General features: G+C 68.0%; 14 protein-coding genes. 6 read left to right on the forward strand and 8 right to left on the reverse strand.

Translation table 11 applies throughout. The features are described from left to right. Window positions 1-63 precede the first annotated feature (63 nt). From OH799_RS24960 to OH799_RS24970, 3 genes are all read right to left on the reverse strand, one after another. Window positions 64-414, reverse strand: a complete 351-nt coding sequence (locus OH799_RS24960) for a metallopeptidase family protein (RefSeq protein WP_357258402.1) — start codon at window positions 412-414, stop codon at window positions 64-66. Between the two features lie 10 nt (window positions 415-424). Further along, window positions 425-1,549, reverse strand: coding sequence for a septum formation family protein (locus tag OH799_RS24965; RefSeq protein ID WP_406268639.1), 1,125 nt, complete (start codon window positions 1,547-1,549; stop codon window positions 425-427). 73 nt (window positions 1,550-1,622) lie between these two features. Further along, entirely contained in the window at window positions 1,623-3,329 is a 1,707-nt protein-coding gene (locus tag OH799_RS24970) for an aldehyde dehydrogenase family protein (protein ID WP_406268642.1), read from the reverse strand. 92 nt (window positions 3,330-3,421) lie between these two features. Here OH799_RS24970 and serS point away from each other — a divergent pair, with 92 nt between their 5' ends. The 3 genes from serS to OH799_RS24985 all read left to right on the forward strand — a co-directional run bounded on the left by serS (window position 3,422) and on the right by OH799_RS24985 (window position 7,722). Beyond that, window positions 3,422-4,684 (forward strand): serine--tRNA ligase, encoded by a 1,263-nt coding sequence (serS, locus tag OH799_RS24975; protein WP_406268644.1) that lies wholly within the window; start codon window positions 3,422-3,424, stop codon window positions 4,682-4,684. A gap of 174 nt (window positions 4,685-4,858) precedes the next feature. Next, window positions 4,859-6,646: a putative bifunctional diguanylate cyclase/phosphodiesterase gene (locus tag OH799_RS24980; protein ID WP_406268647.1), complete on the forward strand. Its 1,788-nt coding sequence runs from the start codon at window positions 4,859-4,861 to the stop codon at window positions 6,644-6,646. 122 nt (window positions 6,647-6,768) lie between these two features. Then, entirely contained in the window at window positions 6,769-7,722 is a 954-nt protein-coding gene (locus OH799_RS24985; RefSeq protein WP_406268649.1) for a DMT family transporter, read from the forward strand. A 116-nt stretch (window positions 7,723-7,838) separates the two neighbouring features. Here OH799_RS24985 and OH799_RS24990 read toward each other — a convergent pair whose 3' ends face one another. Next, window positions 7,839-9,377 (reverse strand): Rieske 2Fe-2S domain-containing protein, encoded by a 1,539-nt coding sequence (locus tag OH799_RS24990; RefSeq protein ID WP_406268652.1) that lies wholly within the window; start codon window positions 9,375-9,377, stop codon window positions 7,839-7,841. A 42-nt stretch (window positions 9,378-9,419) separates the two neighbouring features. Continuing rightward, the gene (locus OH799_RS24995) at window positions 9,420-10,316 is read right to left on the reverse strand and encodes a hypothetical protein (protein WP_406268655.1); all 897 of its coding nucleotides are present in this window, start codon (window positions 10,314-10,316) and stop codon (window positions 9,420-9,422) included. Between the two features lie 212 nt (window positions 10,317-10,528). Between OH799_RS24995 and OH799_RS25000 the strand changes: the two genes are divergently transcribed. Continuing rightward, complete coding sequence (locus tag OH799_RS25000; RefSeq protein ID WP_406282505.1) at window positions 10,529-11,275, forward strand: lysophospholipid acyltransferase family protein; 747 nt, start codon at window positions 10,529-10,531, stop codon at window positions 11,273-11,275. Between the two features lie 170 nt (window positions 11,276-11,445). Here the strand turns inward: OH799_RS25000 and OH799_RS25005 are convergent, their stop codons facing one another. Then, the gene (locus OH799_RS25005) at window positions 11,446-12,258 is read right to left on the reverse strand and encodes a helix-turn-helix domain-containing protein (RefSeq protein WP_406282508.1); all 813 of its coding nucleotides are present in this window, start codon (window positions 12,256-12,258) and stop codon (window positions 11,446-11,448) included. A 95-nt stretch (window positions 12,259-12,353) separates the two neighbouring features. On the opposite strand from OH799_RS25005, the gene OH799_RS25010 reads away from it, so the two are divergent. Together OH799_RS25010 and OH799_RS25015 are read left to right on the forward strand one after the other, a co-directional pair. Next, window positions 12,354-13,238 (forward strand): NAD(P)H-binding protein, encoded by an 885-nt coding sequence (locus OH799_RS25010; RefSeq protein ID WP_406268657.1) that lies wholly within the window; start codon window positions 12,354-12,356, stop codon window positions 13,236-13,238. Window positions 13,239-13,336: 98 nt separating this feature from the next. Then, a complete protein-coding gene (locus tag OH799_RS25015) occupies window positions 13,337-13,681 on the forward strand; it encodes a hypothetical protein (RefSeq protein WP_406268660.1) in 345 nt (114 codons plus the stop codon). Window positions 13,682-13,799: 118 nt separating this feature from the next. Here OH799_RS25015 and OH799_RS25020 read toward each other — a convergent pair whose 3' ends face one another. Both OH799_RS25020 and OH799_RS25025 read right to left on the reverse strand, forming a co-directional pair. Continuing rightward, the gene (locus tag OH799_RS25020) at window positions 13,800-16,118 is read right to left on the reverse strand and encodes a heavy metal translocating P-type ATPase (RefSeq protein ID WP_406268663.1); all 2,319 of its coding nucleotides are present in this window, start codon (window positions 16,116-16,118) and stop codon (window positions 13,800-13,802) included. A gap of 37 nt (window positions 16,119-16,155) precedes the next feature. Further along, entirely contained in the window at window positions 16,156-17,112 is a 957-nt protein-coding gene (locus OH799_RS25025) for a hypothetical protein (protein ID WP_406268666.1), read from the reverse strand. Between the last annotated feature and the right edge of the window lie 19 nt (window positions 17,113-17,131).

Genomic DNA, 17,131 nt, shown 5'->3' on the forward strand with positions numbered 1-17,131 from the left:
TTTCCAGTCTCCCTGCTGATTACACACCCATCGTTCCGGGTACGCCATCCAGCTCGGTCAAGACTAGCCCCATCCCAGCTCATGCAGACGGTCTTCGTCAATCCCGAAATAGTGTGCGATTTCATGGATCACAGTGATCGCCACCTGTTGCACCACCTCCGACTCGTCGGCGCAGATGTCGAGAATGGCCGCGCGGTAGATCGTCACGGTGTCCGGAAGCGCTCCGCCGTAATGGCTGTCGCGTTCGGTGAGCGCGATGCCGTGATAGAGCCCGAGCAGGTGTGGATCCTCCGGATCGCGCGATTCGATCAGCACGACCACGTTGTCGATCGCGCGGGTCAGCTCAGGCGGGATGAGATCGAGCGCGTCACCGACCAGTTCCTCGAACCGGTCCGCGGACATCGAGACGGACATCGGCGCCGGTCTACCTCGGCTGGGACTGCGGCGGCAGCGGAGCTGCGCCGGGCAGCGGTGCGGGGGTCGAGCGCCCGTTGTTCGGCGGCGGCACCGGTGCCTGGCCATTGATCAGGATGTCTCCCTTGGCCGAACCGGTAATCGGCGCGAAGCCTTCCCGGTCGGCTCCCTTTCCGAGCATGCAATCCAGCTTGCGGCTGCCCGCCATCCAGCTGCGGGCGTCGATGTAGTCGAAGAACAGAGTCAGCGTCTTGTTGCGGATCACATCCGGGCCGCCGAGATAGTCGGTCGAGGTCCGCGCGCACTCCTCCTCGACGAACTTGTCCTGCTCCTCCTTCGGCGGTGGTCCGCCGTTGAAGCGCGTGCCCAGGTCGATGGTGGAGACGATCTCCACGGCATGTGGCTGCGCGCAATCCACCGGATCGGTCGGCAGGTTCTGATTGATGCCGAGGCACATGCCCGGCTCGTACACCTTGGACTGGTCGTGCTCGGCGGCGCGGCCGACCGAGGGTGGCGTGCCCGCGCTGGCCGCTACCTGCAGTCCGCAGCGCAGCGTGCGGTCACCGTGCTGCCAGCCGTCCGGGCTGGGGTACATCAGGCCCACGATGTACTTGCCGCGCGGATCGAAGTGTCCCGACATGTACTCCTGCACAGCCGGAACGCAGTGCTCTTCCTTCAGCTCGGTGAGCCGCAGTGAGTCCGGGAACCGTGAGCCGGGGCCGAACTCCTTGCCCGGATACCTGCTCATGTCGATATCGGCCGCGACCTCGAACATGTGCTTGCCCGAACAGTTCACCTTGGCCAGGTCGGATCGGTCGTTCCTGGTCCAGCTCAGGCAGTCACCCGTCGCGGCGGTGCCGAACTCCTTGTCCAGCACGGTCTGCGCGGGCGAGCCCGGGTTGTGTGCCTCCAGGCCCTTCCCGTTGTCGAAGCCGGTCACGAACAGCGTCACCAGGGCAGCCAACACCGCGCCGACAGCCACCGCGAGCAGACCCCAGCGCAGGGTCGGCGCGGACAGATGCAGGTTGCCGTCGGACACCGCGGCCTTCGCGGAATCGAACAGTCGGCGAACCTCCTCGGCGCGCGTCGAAGGGCCGCGCCTGAGCTTCTGCGGGGGCACATGTGCGGGTGACATCGCGATCCATCATGGCAGTGTCTGGGCCTTGGTGCTACGACCTGGCCTGATCGACACGAGCCCGCGCGTCGGGTCAGCCGCGCAACGCCGACAGGAAGATCCCGGGCAGCCTGGCCGGGTTGGAGCTCGCGTAGAACTCGGTCAGCCTCCGTCCGGTCGTCGCGGCGGTGGCGTTGTCGACGAACCACGGCGGCTTCGGCGAGAGGCTGGGCTCGCCGCGCACCAGCGAGCGCGGCGCGGGCCGGAATGGACCGCGCACCACCGTGCGCTCCACGTCGTCCAGGAGGAAAGCGTTGTGCACCACGCCGATTCCGCTCTGCACGTCGTCCAGGGTGTGCCCGGGGAAGGCGCCCCACGCCGCGCGCGGCGCGAGGAAGGCAAGCCCGGTCCAGGTGTTCACCGCGATCGCACCGTAGCGCAGCCGCTCGATCGCGCGGTCGAAACTGATGCCGAGCCTGCGGATGGTCGCCGGATGGGCGATGATGTTCGCGCCGAGCGTTCCGGTCAGCTCGGTGTTCGCGAAGTCCACCGCACGGTGCAGGAACTCACCGCCCGCGTAAGGCAGTTCGACCACGCCGAGCACGGGAGAGAAGTATTCGTTGCGCAGCAGCGGCGTGTCGGTGCGCGGCAGCTGCTCGACCAGGACCCGGCCTGCCCCGGGGCCGAAACGCTTGGCATCCGGATACGACGCCAGCGCGTCCGCGACACGCACATCGCTGCCCGGGTAGTACGCGGCGCGCTGTGGCGCCCGCTCGATCGCGGTGCGCAGCTCGGCGAGGAACCTGTCCTTGCGATCCCAGTCCGCACTGAGCACGATCGCCTGCGCGGCGACGCAGTTGTAGCCGTTGTTGTGCAGCCGGTGGGTCGCTACATGCTGCGCTTGGTAGCGCAGGTCGGCGTCGGACCAGTCGCCGGGCACTACGATGGTCGGTGAGACGCCGCCCAGCTCGCTGGTGATCGGCTTGTCCAGCAGCGGCCGGTGCTCCTTCTTGCGCTCCAGCCCCTCCTGGCCCGGTCCCCACACGATCGCGTCGTGCGTGTGCGCGCTCCCTGTCATGTGCACGTGTGCGACGTCGTCGTGGTGTACCAGGTAGCTGCCCTCCGCCGCGCCTCCGGTGAGAATCCGCAGCACGCCCAGCTCGAGCAGCGGCGCGAACACCATTTCGAACACCGTGTACAGCGGATCGGTGATCGGGTTCAGCTTCAGCGCGACCACCCGGTTGTGCGCGTACAACTCATAGAGCGCGTCGAGCGGCGGAATCGAGGTGATGTTGCCCGCGCCGAGGACGGCGCCGATGCCGCCGGTGGCGGTGGGATCCAGCTGCGCGAGCCCGGCCCGTTTGCACGCGGTCGCCGCGTCGACGCCGGGACGCAGCCATACCTCGCCGCGGAAGCCGTTGAGCAGGAGCCGGTCGTATAGGCCCCGCGGCAGGATCGGCACCGCGACCCGTCCACCCGGCGCTTCCTGCAGTGTGATGCCGGTCAGCGGGCTGTTCCCGGTCTCCAGCACGGAGAGGGTCGCCGAGAGCGCGGTGGTGGCCTGCAACAGAGTGAGCGGGCCGGACATCCACTCCTCGCCGACCAGCGGCGAGTCCTCGTCCAGTCCCTTGATGGTGCGTGCCGAACGTACCCAGTCCTCGGCGAAGCGGCCGGTTCGGACGTGGATCTCGTCGAGCAGTTCGCGGCGACGGCGCAGCGAGGTCGCGGCCCACGCCTTCTCGCCCGCGGAGAGGTCGGCCAACGCGTTGTCGATGGCTGTCTCGTCGAAAGGGGTACCCACAACCCAACTATGCGCGCGATCCTGGGCCGTTGGCTCCCATCCTGGGATATCGGCGTGAAACGGCAACTCGGCGACCACTAGGCTGATGGCCCATGATCGACCTCCGATTCCTGCGGGACAACCCCGACGCGGTCCGCGCCTCGCAGCGCACCCGCGGCGAAGACCCCGCCCTCGTCGACGCCCTGCTCGAGGCCGACGCGGCGCGGCGTGCCGCGGTGGCCACCGCGGACAACCTGCGCGCCGAGCACAAGGCGATGGGCAAGCTGATCGGGAAGGCGAGCAAGGAGGAGCGTTCCGGGCTGCTCGCGCAGGCGCAGGAGATGTCGGTCAAGGTCAAGGAGGCCGAGGCCGCGCAGCACGCCGCCAACGCCGACCTGAACGCCGCGCACCGCGCCATCTCGAACGTGGTGCAGGAGGGCGCGCCCCCGGGCGGCGAGGACGACTACGTCGTGCTCGAAACGGTCGGTACGCCAAGGGAGTTCGACTTCGAGCCGAAGGACCATCTGGAGCTCGGCGAGTCGCTCGGCCTGATCGACATGGAGCGCGGCGCCAAGGTCTCCGGCGCGCGGTTCTACTTCCTCACCGGCTACGGTGCGCTGCTGCAACTGGGTCTGCTGCAGCTGGCCGCGCGGAAGGCCGTGACCAACGGCTTCACCATGATGATCCCGCCGGTGCTGGTTCGTCCGGAGATCATGGCGGGCACTGGGTTCCTCGGCAAGCATTCGGCCGAGGTGTACCACCTCGAGGACGAGGACCTCTACCTCGTCGGTACCTCGGAGGTGCCGCTGGCCGGCTACCACGCGGACGAGATCCTCGACTTGAGCGGCGGCGCCAAGCGGTATGCGGGCTGGTCGTCATGCTTCCGCAGGGAGGCAGGCAGCTACGGCAAGGACACCCGCGGCATCATCCGCGTGCACCAGTTCGACAAGGTCGAGATGTTCGTCTTCACCACGCCGGAGCGGGCCGACGCCGAGCACCAGCGTCTGCTCGAGTGGGAGCGGGACATGCTCACGGCCGTCGAGGTGCCCTATCGGGTGATCGACGTCGCCGCCGGTGATCTGGGCAGCTCGGCCGCGCGCAAGTTCGACTGCGAGGCATGGGTGCCCACCCAGCAGACCTATCGGGAACTCACCTCGACCTCCAACTGCACCACCTTCCAGGCCCGCCGCCTCGCCGTCCGCTACCGCGACGAGAACGGAAAGCCGCAGATCGCAGCTACTTTGAACGGTACATTGGCGACCACTCGCTGGATCGTGGCGATTCTGGAGAATCATCAGCAAGCCGACGGCTCGGTGCGGGTTCCCGCGGCGTTGGTTCCGTTCGTCGGCACCGATGTGTTGCGACCGCCGAACTAGGCGCGAGCAATGATCTTCCAGTGAATAGCCAACGGTTCGCCGCACCGTATTCCCGGGATGTGGCAACCGCCGAGATCCGTTGTGTCTAGGCTATTCCCTGTGCGAGGAATCGGGTCTCGCGGCGATACCCGGACTCGGGTACGGGCCGCGTCTGCGCTGGCGACAGCTATGGTCATGGCTCGGACCACCGGGGCGTTCTATGTCATGGGTGGGATCCTGGGTCTGCTGATCACCGGGATCGCCCCTGGCGACGAGGGTAATCGGGCGCTGGTAGGCGGGGCGGCAGCGGTAGCGCTGGTGCTCGGTCTCACGCTGCTCGCGTGGGGGCCGCGGCTGCCCCATACGATCCACCACGTCTACGTCGCCATCGCGACGGTGCTGGTGACGATCGCGGTGCATTCGTTCCCGAACACGGTGGGCGCGATCAGCCTCGCCGCGTTCTATGTGTTCATCGCATGCGACGCCGCGCTGTTCTTCGCCTGGTCCCAGGCGGCTTCGCACATCGCTTTCGCGGTCGTCCTGTGCCTGTGGGTGCTGCCGGCGCGGCCGGTGACGCCCGCGCTTCCCTGGTGGTCGGGCCTGATACCAGCGGGGGTGACGGTCGGCGTCGGCGTGGTCGTCGGCGTGCTGACCAGGATGGCGTCGGAGGCCGACATCGACGTGCTCACCGGCCTGCTCAACCGCCGAGGCTTCGATCGGGCACTCAACACCGCGATCGAGCAGGCCACCCGGAACGGGCACGGCCTGGCGCTCGTGCTGGTCGACCTGGACCGGTTCCAGAAGATCAATGATCATCTCGGTCATCGCGCGGGCGACGCGGTCCTGCAGCGGGTCGGCGATACCTGGTCCAAACTGCTCGCCCCGGGCCAGCGCCTGGCCCGCTACGGTGGCGACGCGTTCGCGCTGCTGCTACCGAACACCACCGAGCAAGCCGCGATCCTGCTCACCGAACAGCTCCGCGCGGCGGTGACCACGGGCTGTTCGGCGGGCGTGACCTCCTGGCAGCCGGGGGAGTCCGGATCGCTGCTGGTCAGCCGGGCGGATGTGGGGCTGTACCGGGCCAAACAGGCGGGTCGCAACCGGACGGTGCTGGAGTCTTCCCGGCAGCTGCCGCTGGCGGTGGAACTGCGCGAGGCGATCGACCAAGGCGCGCTCGACGTGCACTACCAGCCGATCGTCAGCCTGACCGAGGGCGGCGGCAAGGCGGTCGGGGTCGAGGCGCTGCTGCGCTGGTCATCCAGTGCGCAGCCGGACGTCACCACCGAGGGTCTGATCCGGGTCGCCGAGGAATATGACCTTATCGCTGACCTGGACGAACTGGTGCTGCGCAGGGCATGCGCGGACGCGGCGCGGCTGCAGGAGACCTTCGCCCAGCTCGATCTGACCCTGAACGTGAACGTCAGCGGGCTCGAGTTGGCCGAGTCCGATTACGCCGACCGGGTGGCGAACATCCTCGCCGGCACCGGCTGGCCCGCCGATCAGCTGGTGCTCGAGGTAACCGAGAGCGAGCTGGCCGCCGAATCTCAAACCGCGATCGCCAACCTGCATACTTTGCGCGAGCGGGGCGTGCGCATCGCCATCGACGACTTCGGTACCGGGTACTCCTCGCTGAGCAGGCTGGCGACCCTGCCCAGCGACATCCTCAAGGTCGACCAGTCCTTCGTCGCCGCGATCCGCTCGGACTCGCCCGCGCCGCCACTGCTCGGCGTGATCGCTGCCCTGTCCAGCGCGCTCGACCTACAGGTGATCGCCGAGGGCGTGGAGACCGAATACCAGGCCGCGGTGCTGACCGAGCTGGGTTTCGCGCTCGCCCAGGGCTACCACTACAGCGACTCGCATCCGGTGTCCGAGCTGATCAGCGACCTCAACGAGCACCACGGCCGGGTCGGCCCCGGCGTCGCGGACCGAGAGCTCGGCGACGGCGACTCGATTCGCGCCAACGGCTGGGTGCCGATGCCTTGATTCTGTTGGGGTTGTCTCGCTGATTGTCTCGAGGCCAGTGACTCATTCCTCTTGCCGCCGATACATGCTGCAACATGCGTTTGCTCCGCTACGGCTGGGATCCGCCCGGTAGCGTGCGGGGCATGACCGCGCAGGTGAGACTCGGGCTGCTCTTCGGGTTCGGTATCGGCGCCGGTGTCGCGGTGCAGGGACGGATCAACGGTGCGCTCGGTGCGCGGCTGCACGACGGGATTGCCGCAGCCACCATCAGTTTCGGCATCGGGTTCTCGGTGCTCGCGGTGGCCTTCGCGTTCAGTGGACGGCTGCGCGACGGTGCGCGGCAGGTGCGGCAGGCGTTGTCCGACGGCGCGCTGCGGCCGTGGCAGCTGCTCGGCGGGTTGTGTGGTGCGTTCTTCGTCGCGTGTCAGGGTCTCACTGTCGCGGCCATCGGCGTCACCGCGTTCACCGTGGCGACCGTCGTGGGGCAGTTGCTCAGCAGCCTGGTGGTCGACAGGCTCGGACTCGGCCCGAGCGGCCGCACGCCGGTTACGGCGGTGCGCCTGGTCGGTGCGTCGCTCGGCGTGCTCGCGGTGCTGGTGGCCGGGTTCGGCCACACCAGAGCTACCGGTGGTCTCTCTGTCCCCGATGCACTGCGCGGCGCACCGACCGCGCTGCTGATTGTGCTGCCCGCGCTCGCGGGGATCGGTCTGGCTTGGCAGCAGGCAGTGAACGGCAAGGTGGGTGCGATCGGTGGGCCGTTCTCGGCGACTATCGTCAACTTCTGTGTCGGTCTGATCGCCCTGCTCATCCTCGAGGCCGCAGAGGTCTCGACCTCCAGCGGTCCGGCCGAATTCCCCACCCAGCCATGGCTTTACTTCGGCGGGTTCATCGGCGTCGCCTTCATCGCCCTTGCCGCGTCGACCGTTCGCTGGATCGGTGTCCTGCTCCTCGGCCTCACCTCGGTGGCGGGGCAGCTGATGGCCTCACTTGTCCTCGACGTCCTCACTCCGACCAGCGCGGGAGTGTCGGTCACCGCGATCATCGGTTGCGCGCTGACCCTCGTCGCGGTGGGCATCGCCACTCGGTCGACATCCTGATCAGTGGTGCCGAGGTCGCCGTGCCGGTGGTCGTGCCGTTGCGCCGGGCGGGGCGGCCGCGCGGTAGGGACGATGAGCAGGCGTTGTGCGGAGGAACTGGCGGACACCCCGTGTGCTCAGGCCAGTTTGCGCGACCGCAGTTCGTGCCCCTTGGACGTCTTACACCGTCCCGACTCCAGATCCCACTGCCAGCCGTGCAGGTTGCAGGTCAGGGTGCTCCCCTCCACCACACCGAATTTCGACAGGTCCGCCTTCAAATGCGGGCAGCGTCGCTGGATTTCCCAGCCGTCGAGTTCGGTGGAGGCGGAATCGTCGTGGGCTTCGGCGAACCAGCCGTCGGCGTAGGCGATCCGCTCGTCGGTGAGGCATTTGAAGAAGGTGTAGAGGAATTCGTTGTATCCGCCGATGCGCCAGGCCTGGAAGCGGGTGGACAGGAAGATGGTGTTCACCCAGTCCGGCTCGTTGTCGCGCAGCACCGTATGCACCAGTTCCGGTGCGATACGGAAGCCGTAGCGGTACTTGCCCTCGCCTTCGATCGGGCCGCGCACCACCCGCTTGGGGAAGTCGAGCACCACGGTTTCCTCCCCCATCACCAAGCCGACCGGGTAGCCGATGCCGTCGCAGATCAGATCGCTCTGCGCCATGATCGGTTCGAACAGCTTCTTCAGCGGTTCCAGCAGCGGGCCCTCCCCGGTGGCCCAGGTCGCCTTCTCGACCACCAGGTCCGACGCATGCCGCTGCGCCATCCGCTCGATGTATTCGGCTTTGTTGTCATAGATGTCGGCGGGATCGCTCGGGTGGGTCAGCGTCAGCTCGGCGCCGTGCACGTCGGCGACCGAACCGGGGATCATCAGGATGCCCCCGGAGTTGCCGTGGATGCGCATCTGCTCCAGGAAGACCACCTGATCGGGGAAGATGTTGCCCTCGTCGCCGCGGTCGTCGTTGAGGTAGCGCAATTCGTCGTCCAGGAACACCGGCGGGCCGGCCGAGGGCACCACCCAGGTGGCGCCGACCTGTTCGACGTAGCTGCGCGCCCGGTCCATGCCGCGCTGACGTTTCTGCTTGCCGAAGTTCGACTTGGTGCGGGCGGGGATGTCGTAGACCATCGGGTACCAGATGGCGCCCGAGTACTGCAGCAGGTGGATATCGACGTGACCGAACGCGTCGTGCAGTACGTCCATGTCGACGGGGCGGGCGTCGTTCATGTTGAAGCAGGTGGTCTCGCCGTCGGAGACGACAAGTCCGGAATCGCCGATCGGCCCGTCGGCCGGCGCGCGCAGCGCGATGATCATGACGTCCAGCTCGCCGCCCGGCCCGGTCACCGTGTGCTTGACCGAGTCCTCGGTCTCGACGAACTCGTGAAAGCCGAGCTTCTCCAGTTCCCGCCGCAGGTCAGGCACCGGGTAGTCCGGCAGCAACACGGTCGCGTCCTTGTTGACGTACTTCGCCAGGTGCCCCGCGTCGAAGTGGTCACGGTGCAGGTGCGAGACATACAGGAAGTCGCAATTGCCCAGCTCGTCCCAGTCCAGCTCGGTGTTGTCGGGGAACGGGAACCACGAACCGAAGTACGCGGGGTTGACCCAGGGATCGCAAAGGATCGACCCGGCTGCGGTGCGGATGTGGAATCCGGCGTGTCCGACGCTGGTGATCTGCACTAGCTGCTCCTCCTGACCGTTACCAGCCAACCAGGGTAGTGGTTACGGCGAAACGTCGCCGATGCAGTAGCCGTCCGGACCGGACAGCAGAGTGAAGGTGCGAGTCTGCGTCATGCCGGAGGAGTCGGTCACCGGAACCAGCACCGCGATGTAGTTTGTGCGCAACTGCTCCGAGCGGATCTCCTGGTCGGAGAACTTGGTGGTCCCGGTGAGCCTGCCCTGGTTGTTGGCCAGCGGCGCGGAGACCGGGCGCCCGGTGCCCGTGGGATCCCAGGTGGCCGGGGCCGCATCGCAGATCAGTGGGTAGGCGCCTTCCTTGTCGGCCGGGTCGAGCGGGGCGCCGGCGAACCTGGCCAGGTAGCGGCGCACGGTGTGCCTGGCATCGGCGTCGTTGTACTCGATGTCAGCGCCCGCGACGGCGACCCTGGGGCAGGCGTACCCGGTCTCGACTGCGGTGCGATCCACCGCGACCGTGGTGGTCTGGCTCTTCCACATGGCCATGTCCAGGGTCGACGTGCCTGGCTGGGCAAGGGCGGTCAGGATGGCCTGCTGGTTTTTGTACATGTCGGCCACGTTCCGCGGCGCGATGGTCCAGCATTTCGCTTGCGTTTCGGCAATGGTGTCGGATGTCAGGTCGGCTGCCCACCGCTGCACGGCGGCCGCGGCGGCGGGCAGTCCGGGGACCGCGCCGACGAGCGGAGCGTCGGCGGGAACCGGGGGCAGTGTCGAGGTGCTCGGTGGCGCGCCGATCGGAAAGACGGCCGGTGGCGTCGTGTCGCGCGCGGTCACCCTCGGCGCGCTGTCGTCCGGAATGCCGACGGCCGAGTCGCAGCCGGTCAGCAGGACAGCGCCGGTCAGCGCCAAGCCGCCGAGCAGTACCCCACGCGCAGGCGCGATCCGAGGTCGGGCTTGCGTGCACTGGATCGACGTCGCGGCCACCCCGCCCGAGCAGCGGGGTCGCGACGTTGTCGCCCGATCTCGATTCCGCGTTTTCCACTCGTGGGCAAGCGGTTTCGGTCGGGCACGTTCCACTGCGAAAATCCTCTTCTCTAGGCGTGTGGTCTGGGTGATCGCGCAGTCTCCGCTCCGGCGCGGCGCGCGGTGGCGGCGCGCTGCCGGAGGGGGCAGGCAGCGACTACGCTAGCGGAATGGTGGAACCCGTCTACCGGACGATCGTCGGGCTGGCCCGAACCGTCTTCTTCCTCGAAGGCCTGAAGTTCGCCGTCAAGGGGGATGAACACATCCCCGCGCGGGGCGGTGCCGTGCTGGCGGTGAACCACACCGGCTACTTGGACTTCACCTATGCGGGCCTACCGGCGCGCACCCCCAAGCGTTACGTCCGGTTCATGGCGAAGAAGGAGGTCTTCGACAACAAGATCTCCGGTCCGATCATGCGGGCGCTCAACCATATTCCGGTGGACCGATCCGCGGGCGCCGATTCCTACCAGGCCGCGGTCGAGTATCTGCGCCGCGGCGAGCTGGTCGGCGTGTATCCCGAGGCGACCATCAGCCGCAGCTTCGAGATCAAGGAATTGAAGTCCGGCGCGGCGCGCATGGCGATCGAGGCGGAGGTTCCGGTTATCCCGATCGTCATCTGGGGCGCGCAACGGGTCTGGACCAAGGGTTTTCCAAAACGTCTCGGGCGCACCAACACTCCCATCTCGATCACGGTGGGCGAGCCGATCCAGCCGATCCAGCCCGCCGCCGAACTCACCGCCGAGCTGCGCTCGACCATGCAGGACATGCTGCTGGATCTGCAGAAGGACTACATACACGAACCGGGCGCGTACTGGGTCCCCGCCCGGCTCGGCGGCAGCGCTCCTAGCCTGGAGGCGGCGGACGCCATGGATGCCGCCGAAGCGGAAGCCAAGGCCGCGCGCAAGGATGCGGTCCAGTAGTAAGGGCAGCTGTGGTGGCGCGGGAACTGGTTTACGACCTCCGCTGAGCCGGGTCCGCACGGAGCTCGGGTCGATTTCTCGCGACCCGCTGGTGATCCTAGGCCTATGGCTTTAGAGAGGTGCTCGCACGGCAGTCGAGGTAACTCTTCCGCTCCGTCCAAGACAGGGCGCTACGTGAGCTTCGTCAGTGGCCTGCATGGGGTCGGGGCGGGCAGGCGACCGCGGAAGAACATGGTGGGTGGGACGCCCATCAGGGTTCGGAAATCCGCTGACATATGGGATTGGTCGTAGTAACCGTTGGCGGCGGCCAATTCGGCCCACGGGATGGTTCCAGCATGCGACAGGACCTTGCGTACTCGATCGATGCGGGCGAAGTGCTTGGGGGAGATGCCGATTCCGCTGGCGAACAGGTTGCGGAGTTGGCGTTCGCTGACCGACAGTCGAGCGGCGAGCTCGGGCACCGGGACGGGTTGGTCGGCCGAGATGGAGGCCACGGCGGCGGCTAGGAGATGGCGGTGGTCGCGCTGTGCCGGGTCGTCGGCGATGCGGCGCGGCAACTCGTCCTCGAGGTACGGGAGAACCTCCTCAGGCGCTAGTTCGATCAGTTCGGCGGAGAGGTCGGCGGCGGGGCCGGGCAGATCTTCCAGCCGCATCGTCCGATCGGTGAGTTCCGCGGCGTGCACGCCGAGCAGCGAACGAATGGCGCCGGGCGCCAGACGCAGACGGACGCATCCCGCAGGCTTGTTCGGCCGCCAGTAGGTCGCCTTGGTCTGCGGCCCGACGACGAGCGCATCGCGCGGACCGTCGTGCTCGGCGGACAGCACGATCGTGGTCGCCGCCTGCGGAATCTGCGCCAACGGCTCGGACAGGGCGAGCACCGTCGGCATCCGCGCGAGTTCGGTAAGCCATGGCCGCAACGACTCCGGCGCGAGCTCGAACGTCTCGACGAGGTCGGCCGTCACGACGGACGGCGGGTGCGGCATGGCGGTCACCGAATCCACTCTAAGCAGTCCGCCACCCGACCGGGTGTGCCGAAATTTCCTAGAGACCTGGGCGTATGCGGAGCACGGTGGTTCGCATGATCGTGATCACCGGTGCGACAGGCACTATCGGCAGTGAAATCATCCGCCAGCTGGCGGACCGTGGCGTGCAGGTCCGAGCAGTGACCAGGGACCCAGGTCGCGCCGAGGTCCCTGCGGGCGTCGAGGTCGTGCGCGGCGACTACACCGACCTCGCGTCCATCGCGACGGCCATGACAGGCGCCGACGCCGCGTTCGTCGTCGGAGTGCTCGGCCCGGAGTACGCCGAGGCCGACCGCGCCTTGATCACCACGGCCCGCGAAGTGGGGATCGGCCGCATCGTCAAGCTCTCCGCCATCGGCACCGGCGATGTGAGCCTCGGCCGAGTCGGGACCTGGCATCTGCCCGGTGAGCAGGCCGCCCGCGAGAGCGGCGTGGACTGGACCATTCTGCGCCCCAGTTCTTTCGCCTCCAACACGCTGAGCTGGGCACAAGCCATCCGTTCCGGAAACCCGGTGCCGAACATGACCGGCCGGGCCACACAGGGCTTCATCGACCCACGCGACGTCGCCGCGGTAGCCGTCGAGGCGCTGCTGTCCGCCGAACACGCGGGCCGTGTCTACACGCTCACCGGCCCGGAGCTGCGCAGCACGCACGACCTGGCCGCGACTCTGGCCGCCGTCGTCGGACATCCGGTGCGGGTCGTCGATATACCGGAGGCCCAGGCGCGCGAGCACATGCTCACGGCCGGAATGTCCGCCGAATTCGCGGACGGAGCCTTGGCGGGTCAGGCCTACGTCCGTGCGGGACGCAACGCGATCGTCACCGACGATGTGCGCCAGATCCTTGGTCGCGCCCGCACGTACGCCGAATGGGCTACCGACCATGCGAGCGCGTTCGGCGCGGATGTGACCGCGGTGGCGAACTCAGGCCAATCGCTGTGACCGTTGTCACATCGAATTGCTGAATGCATGGCACTGGGCAAGGGTGGCATGACCGGCCGGACGGCCGATGTCGTGTGCTTACGCCAAAGGGGATTCGAATGAATCGTCGGATCATGTCGGTCTTGGTCGCGCTGGCCGCGGGATGTTCGGCCGCGGCGTTCGGCGGCGCGACCGCCTCCGCAGTCGCACTGAATCCGTTTCCCGGTGGGACCGAGGTATATCTCGACCACGGCGAGTCGACCGCGATAGCGAACCTGAACCTCGGACCCGCACTCGGTCAGATGGCGGTGGCCTGGTCGCCCGGGGCGAAAGCGTATCTCGGGCAAGGAATTACCGAGCACGCCCAGTCGGCCACCGAGACGCCGAACGGCGCCGTGTCGATCGAGGTGTACGGGCTGCTCTTTCAGCCCTCGCTCGTCGCGGTGACCACCGTCCCCGGCTGATCGTCGGGTACTGTGGCCCATGGTGTTATGCGCATATGGATGTGCGCCGACGTGCAGACCTTCTGGCGACTGCCCGGACGGGATGGCATTGCGTGTGCCGTCCCGTCCGGTGTTTTCGCTACTGGGCGGTGGAGCGGAAGGTCCGCAGTCGCAGGCTGTTGCTGACGACGAAGATCGAGGAGAACGCCATCGCGGCGCCGGCGAGCATCGGGTTCAGCAGGCCCGCCATGGCCAGCGGGATCGCTGCCACGTTGTAGGCGAAGGCCCAGAACAGGTTGCCCTTGATCGTGCCGAGGGTGCGCCGGGAGAGGCGAATCGCGTCGGCGGCGGCGCGCAGGTCGCCGCGGACCAGGGTCAGGTCACTCGCCTCGATGGCGACGTCGGTGCCGGTGCCCATGGCCAGACCGAGATCGGCTTGGGCCAGCGCGGCGGCGTCGTTGACGCCGTCGCCGACCATGGCGACTACCTTGCCCTCGGCTTGCAACCGCTTGACAGCATCCACTTTGTCCTGCGGCAGCACCTCCGCGATCACTTCGTCGATGCTCACCTGTTCGGCGATGGCCTCGGCGGCTGCCTTGTTGTCGCCGGTCAGCATGATCGGGGTGAGGCCGAGCGCGCGCAGCTGGGTGATCGCCTGCGCGGAGGTCGGTTTCACCGCGTCGGCGACCACGAGCACACCGCGCGCCGCACCGTCCCAGCCGACCGCGACGGCGGTCTTGCCTTCGGCTTCGGCGTCCCGTATGGCCCGTTCCAGGTCGGCGTCCAGCCGCACCGACCAGTCCGCCAGCAGGCGGGCGCGGCCGACGACCACGGCGTGGCCGTCCACCACCCCCTGCACGCCGAGGCCCTCGACGTTGGCGAAGCCTTCGACCGGTTTCAGCTCGCCCACGCGCTCGCGGGCGCCCTTGGCGATCGCGAGCGCGATGGGGTGCTCGGACGAATCCTCCAGTGCCCCGGCCAATGCCAGGACACGGTTGGGGTCTTCGCCCTCGGCGGTGACGATGTCGAGCAGCGTCATCTTGCCGGTGGTGACGGTGCCGGTCTTGTCCAGCACCACCGTGTCCACCCGCCGGGTCGACTCCAGCACCTCGGGGCCTTTGATCAGGATGCCGAGTTGCGCGCCGCGTCCGGTGCCGACCATCAGCGCGGTCGGGGTGGCGAGCCCGAGCGCGCACGGGCAGGCGATGATCAGCACGGCCACCGCCGCGGTGAACGCCGCGGCTACGGAACCGCCGGTGCCGAGCCAGAATCCGAGTGTCGCGACCGACAGCGCGATCACGATCGGCACGAAAATCCCGGAGATCCGGTCGGCCAGCCGCTGCGCCTGTGCCTTTCCGGTCTGGGCGTCCTCGACCAGCTTCGCCATCTGCGCGAGTTGGGTGTCGGACCCGATCCGGCTGGCGCGCACGACCAGCCGCCCTCCGACGTTCACGGTGCCGCCGACTACGGCGTCGCCGAGACCGACCTCCACCGGGACTGATTCACCGGTGAGCATCGAGGCGTCCACGGCCGAGGACCCCTCCAGCACGACGCCATCGGTGGCTATCTTCTCGCCGGGCCGGACCACGAAACGATCGCCGACGGCCAACTGTTCCACCGGAATTCGTTGCTCGGTCTCGGCGTATCCGTCGCCGTGCTCCCGGGGCCCTGCGTGGTTGCGCTCGCTGCCTCCTGTGGGCCCGTCGCTCGCACGGCGCAGCACCGAGACCTCTTTCGCGCCGAGCTCGAGCAGGGCGCGCAGCGCCGCGCCGGCGCGCCGCTTGGAGCGTGCCTCGAAGAAACGTCCGGCCAGAATGAAGGTGGTGACGCCCGCCGCGGCCTCCAGATAGATGCTCCCGGTGCCGTCCATGCGGGAGATGGTGAATTCGAACGGGTGCCTCATGCCCGGGGTTCCGGCCGTGCCCCAGAACAGCGCATACAGCGACCAGCCCAGCGCCGCGAGAGTTCCCATCGACACAAGGGTGTCCATGGTCGAGGTGCCGTGACGCAGGTTGGTCCACGCCGCACGATGGAACGGCAGCGCTCCCCATGCCACGACCGGCGCGGCGAGGGTCAACGAGAGCCACTGCCAGTTGGTGAACTGCAGCGCGGGGATCATCGCCATGGCGATCACCGGTACCGTCAGCGCCAGCGAGACCAGCAGGCGAGTGCGCAGCATTGTGGTGGGATCATCCTCGGCAGCGATTTCCCGCGGCTCGGGCGCGGCGGGTAGGGCCGCGGTGTAGCCGGCCTGCTCGACGGTAGCTATGAGGTCGCCCGGCGCGACATCGCCGGTGAAATCGACCCGCGCCTTCTCGGTGGCGTAGTTCACAGTCGCGGTGACACCGTCGAGCTTGTTCAGCTTCTTCTCGATGCGATTGGCGCAGGACGCGCAGGTCATGCCACCGATCACCAATTCGACCCTCCCGGTGGCGGGTAGTTGTGTCGCGGTGGTCATCGGGCGCTCCGTTCTGTGTGGCGTGAGGTGGTGCCCATCAGTGGCCGTGGCCGCTCGGTACGGGCTGTGGGCTGGTCTGTCCGGTGTGCGTCGGTTCGCCGGCCGGAGCGGTGGCGTGCGGCGCGACGGTCAGCGTGAATTCGGCGGTACGGACCACGTCCTCGTGTTGAAAGTCTAGAAACAGTCGGTAGTCGCCCGCGCTCGGCGCCGTGACATAGAAGGTGATGGTCGGTCCGGGCGCGGTCACACTGTCGCCAGGGTGGCCGTCGGGGTGGACGTGCAGGTAGGCGAGATCCGCGGCGCGCAGCGCTACCAGGTGGCCATAGGCACCGAGATAGGGCTGCAGATCGGTGACCGGCTTGCCGTCGCGGTGCATCGACACGGTGACTCTCGAGGCCTGCCCGGGGATGACGCTGCCGCCCAGCGTCCCGGTGTAGCCGCCGACCGTGCTGGTCATGGCCGCCGGGGGCAGCGGTTGCGGGTCGTATCCGCCGGCGACGCGCAGGTCGGCGCCGAGGGTCAGGTTGTCACCGCCCTCCGGGGTGAAGTCCGCGAACACCCGGTAGTCGCCCGATCGGGTCAGGTCGAGGGGAACGCTCCAGGTTCCGTTGCCGTCGAGCACGGGGTGCACATGCTGGAAGGCCGCCATGTCCCTGCGGACCACGATCAGATGCAGGTCTTTGTCGTGGCTGCGCACGTAGCGGGTGACGGGTGCGCCGTCCTGGTTCAGAATGCGGAAGCGCAGCGGGACATTCGGCGCCGCGGTGGTCTGCGTGGTGTCGAGCCGCAAGGTGTATCCGCGGTCGGTGGCCATCATTCCTCCAGGTATGTCGTCGGAGTGAGATCCGAGGGGCGCGGCCCCGTCCTCATGTGCGGTCGAATCGTGGGCGGGCTCGGCAGGCTCCGGGCCGATCGCCGCGCCGGTCGCCAGGGCGATCCCGAAGACCGCGGCAAGGCCGAGGGCGAAACCGGCGAATTTCGTGGTTGCGTTCATCGAATGCTCCGTTCGGGGC

Source organism: Nocardia sp. NBC_00881 (genome assembly GCF_045207455.1).
Lineage (GTDB): Bacteria > Actinomycetota > Actinomycetes > Mycobacteriales > Mycobacteriaceae > Nocardia.

Bases quoted from the DNA above. Each gene is read 5' to 3' on its own strand.
- OH799_RS24980 (WP_406268647.1), top strand. From the start codon at position 4,859: ATGGCTCGGACCACCGGGGCGTTCTATGTCATGGGTGGGATCCTGGGT.
- OH799_RS25010 (WP_406268657.1), top strand. From the start codon at position 12,354: ATGATCGTGATCACCGGTGCGACAGGCACTATCGGCAGTGAAATCATC.
- OH799_RS25020 (WP_406268663.1), bottom strand. From the start codon at position 16,118: ATGACCACCGCGACACAACTACCCGCCACCGGGAGGGTCGAATTGGTG.
- serS (WP_406268644.1), top strand. From the start codon at position 3,422: ATGATCGACCTCCGATTCCTGCGGGACAACCCCGACGCGGTCCGCGCC.
- OH799_RS25025 (WP_406268666.1), bottom strand. From the start codon at position 17,112: ATGAACGCAACCACGAAATTCGCCGGTTTCGCCCTCGGCCTTGCCGCG.
- OH799_RS24960 (WP_357258402.1), bottom strand. From the start codon at position 414: ATGTCCGTCTCGATGTCCGCGGACCGGTTCGAGGAACTGGTCGGTGAC.
- OH799_RS24985 (WP_406268649.1), top strand. From the start codon at position 6,769: ATGACCGCGCAGGTGAGACTCGGGCTGCTCTTCGGGTTCGGTATCGGC.
- OH799_RS25015 (WP_406268660.1), top strand. From the start codon at position 13,337: ATGAATCGTCGGATCATGTCGGTCTTGGTCGCGCTGGCCGCGGGATGT.
- OH799_RS25005 (WP_406282508.1), bottom strand. From the start codon at position 12,258: ATGCCGCACCCGCCGTCCGTCGTGACGGCCGACCTCGTCGAGACGTTC.
- OH799_RS24965 (WP_406268639.1), bottom strand. From the start codon at position 1,549: ATGTCACCCGCACATGTGCCCCCGCAGAAGCTCAGGCGCGGCCCTTCG.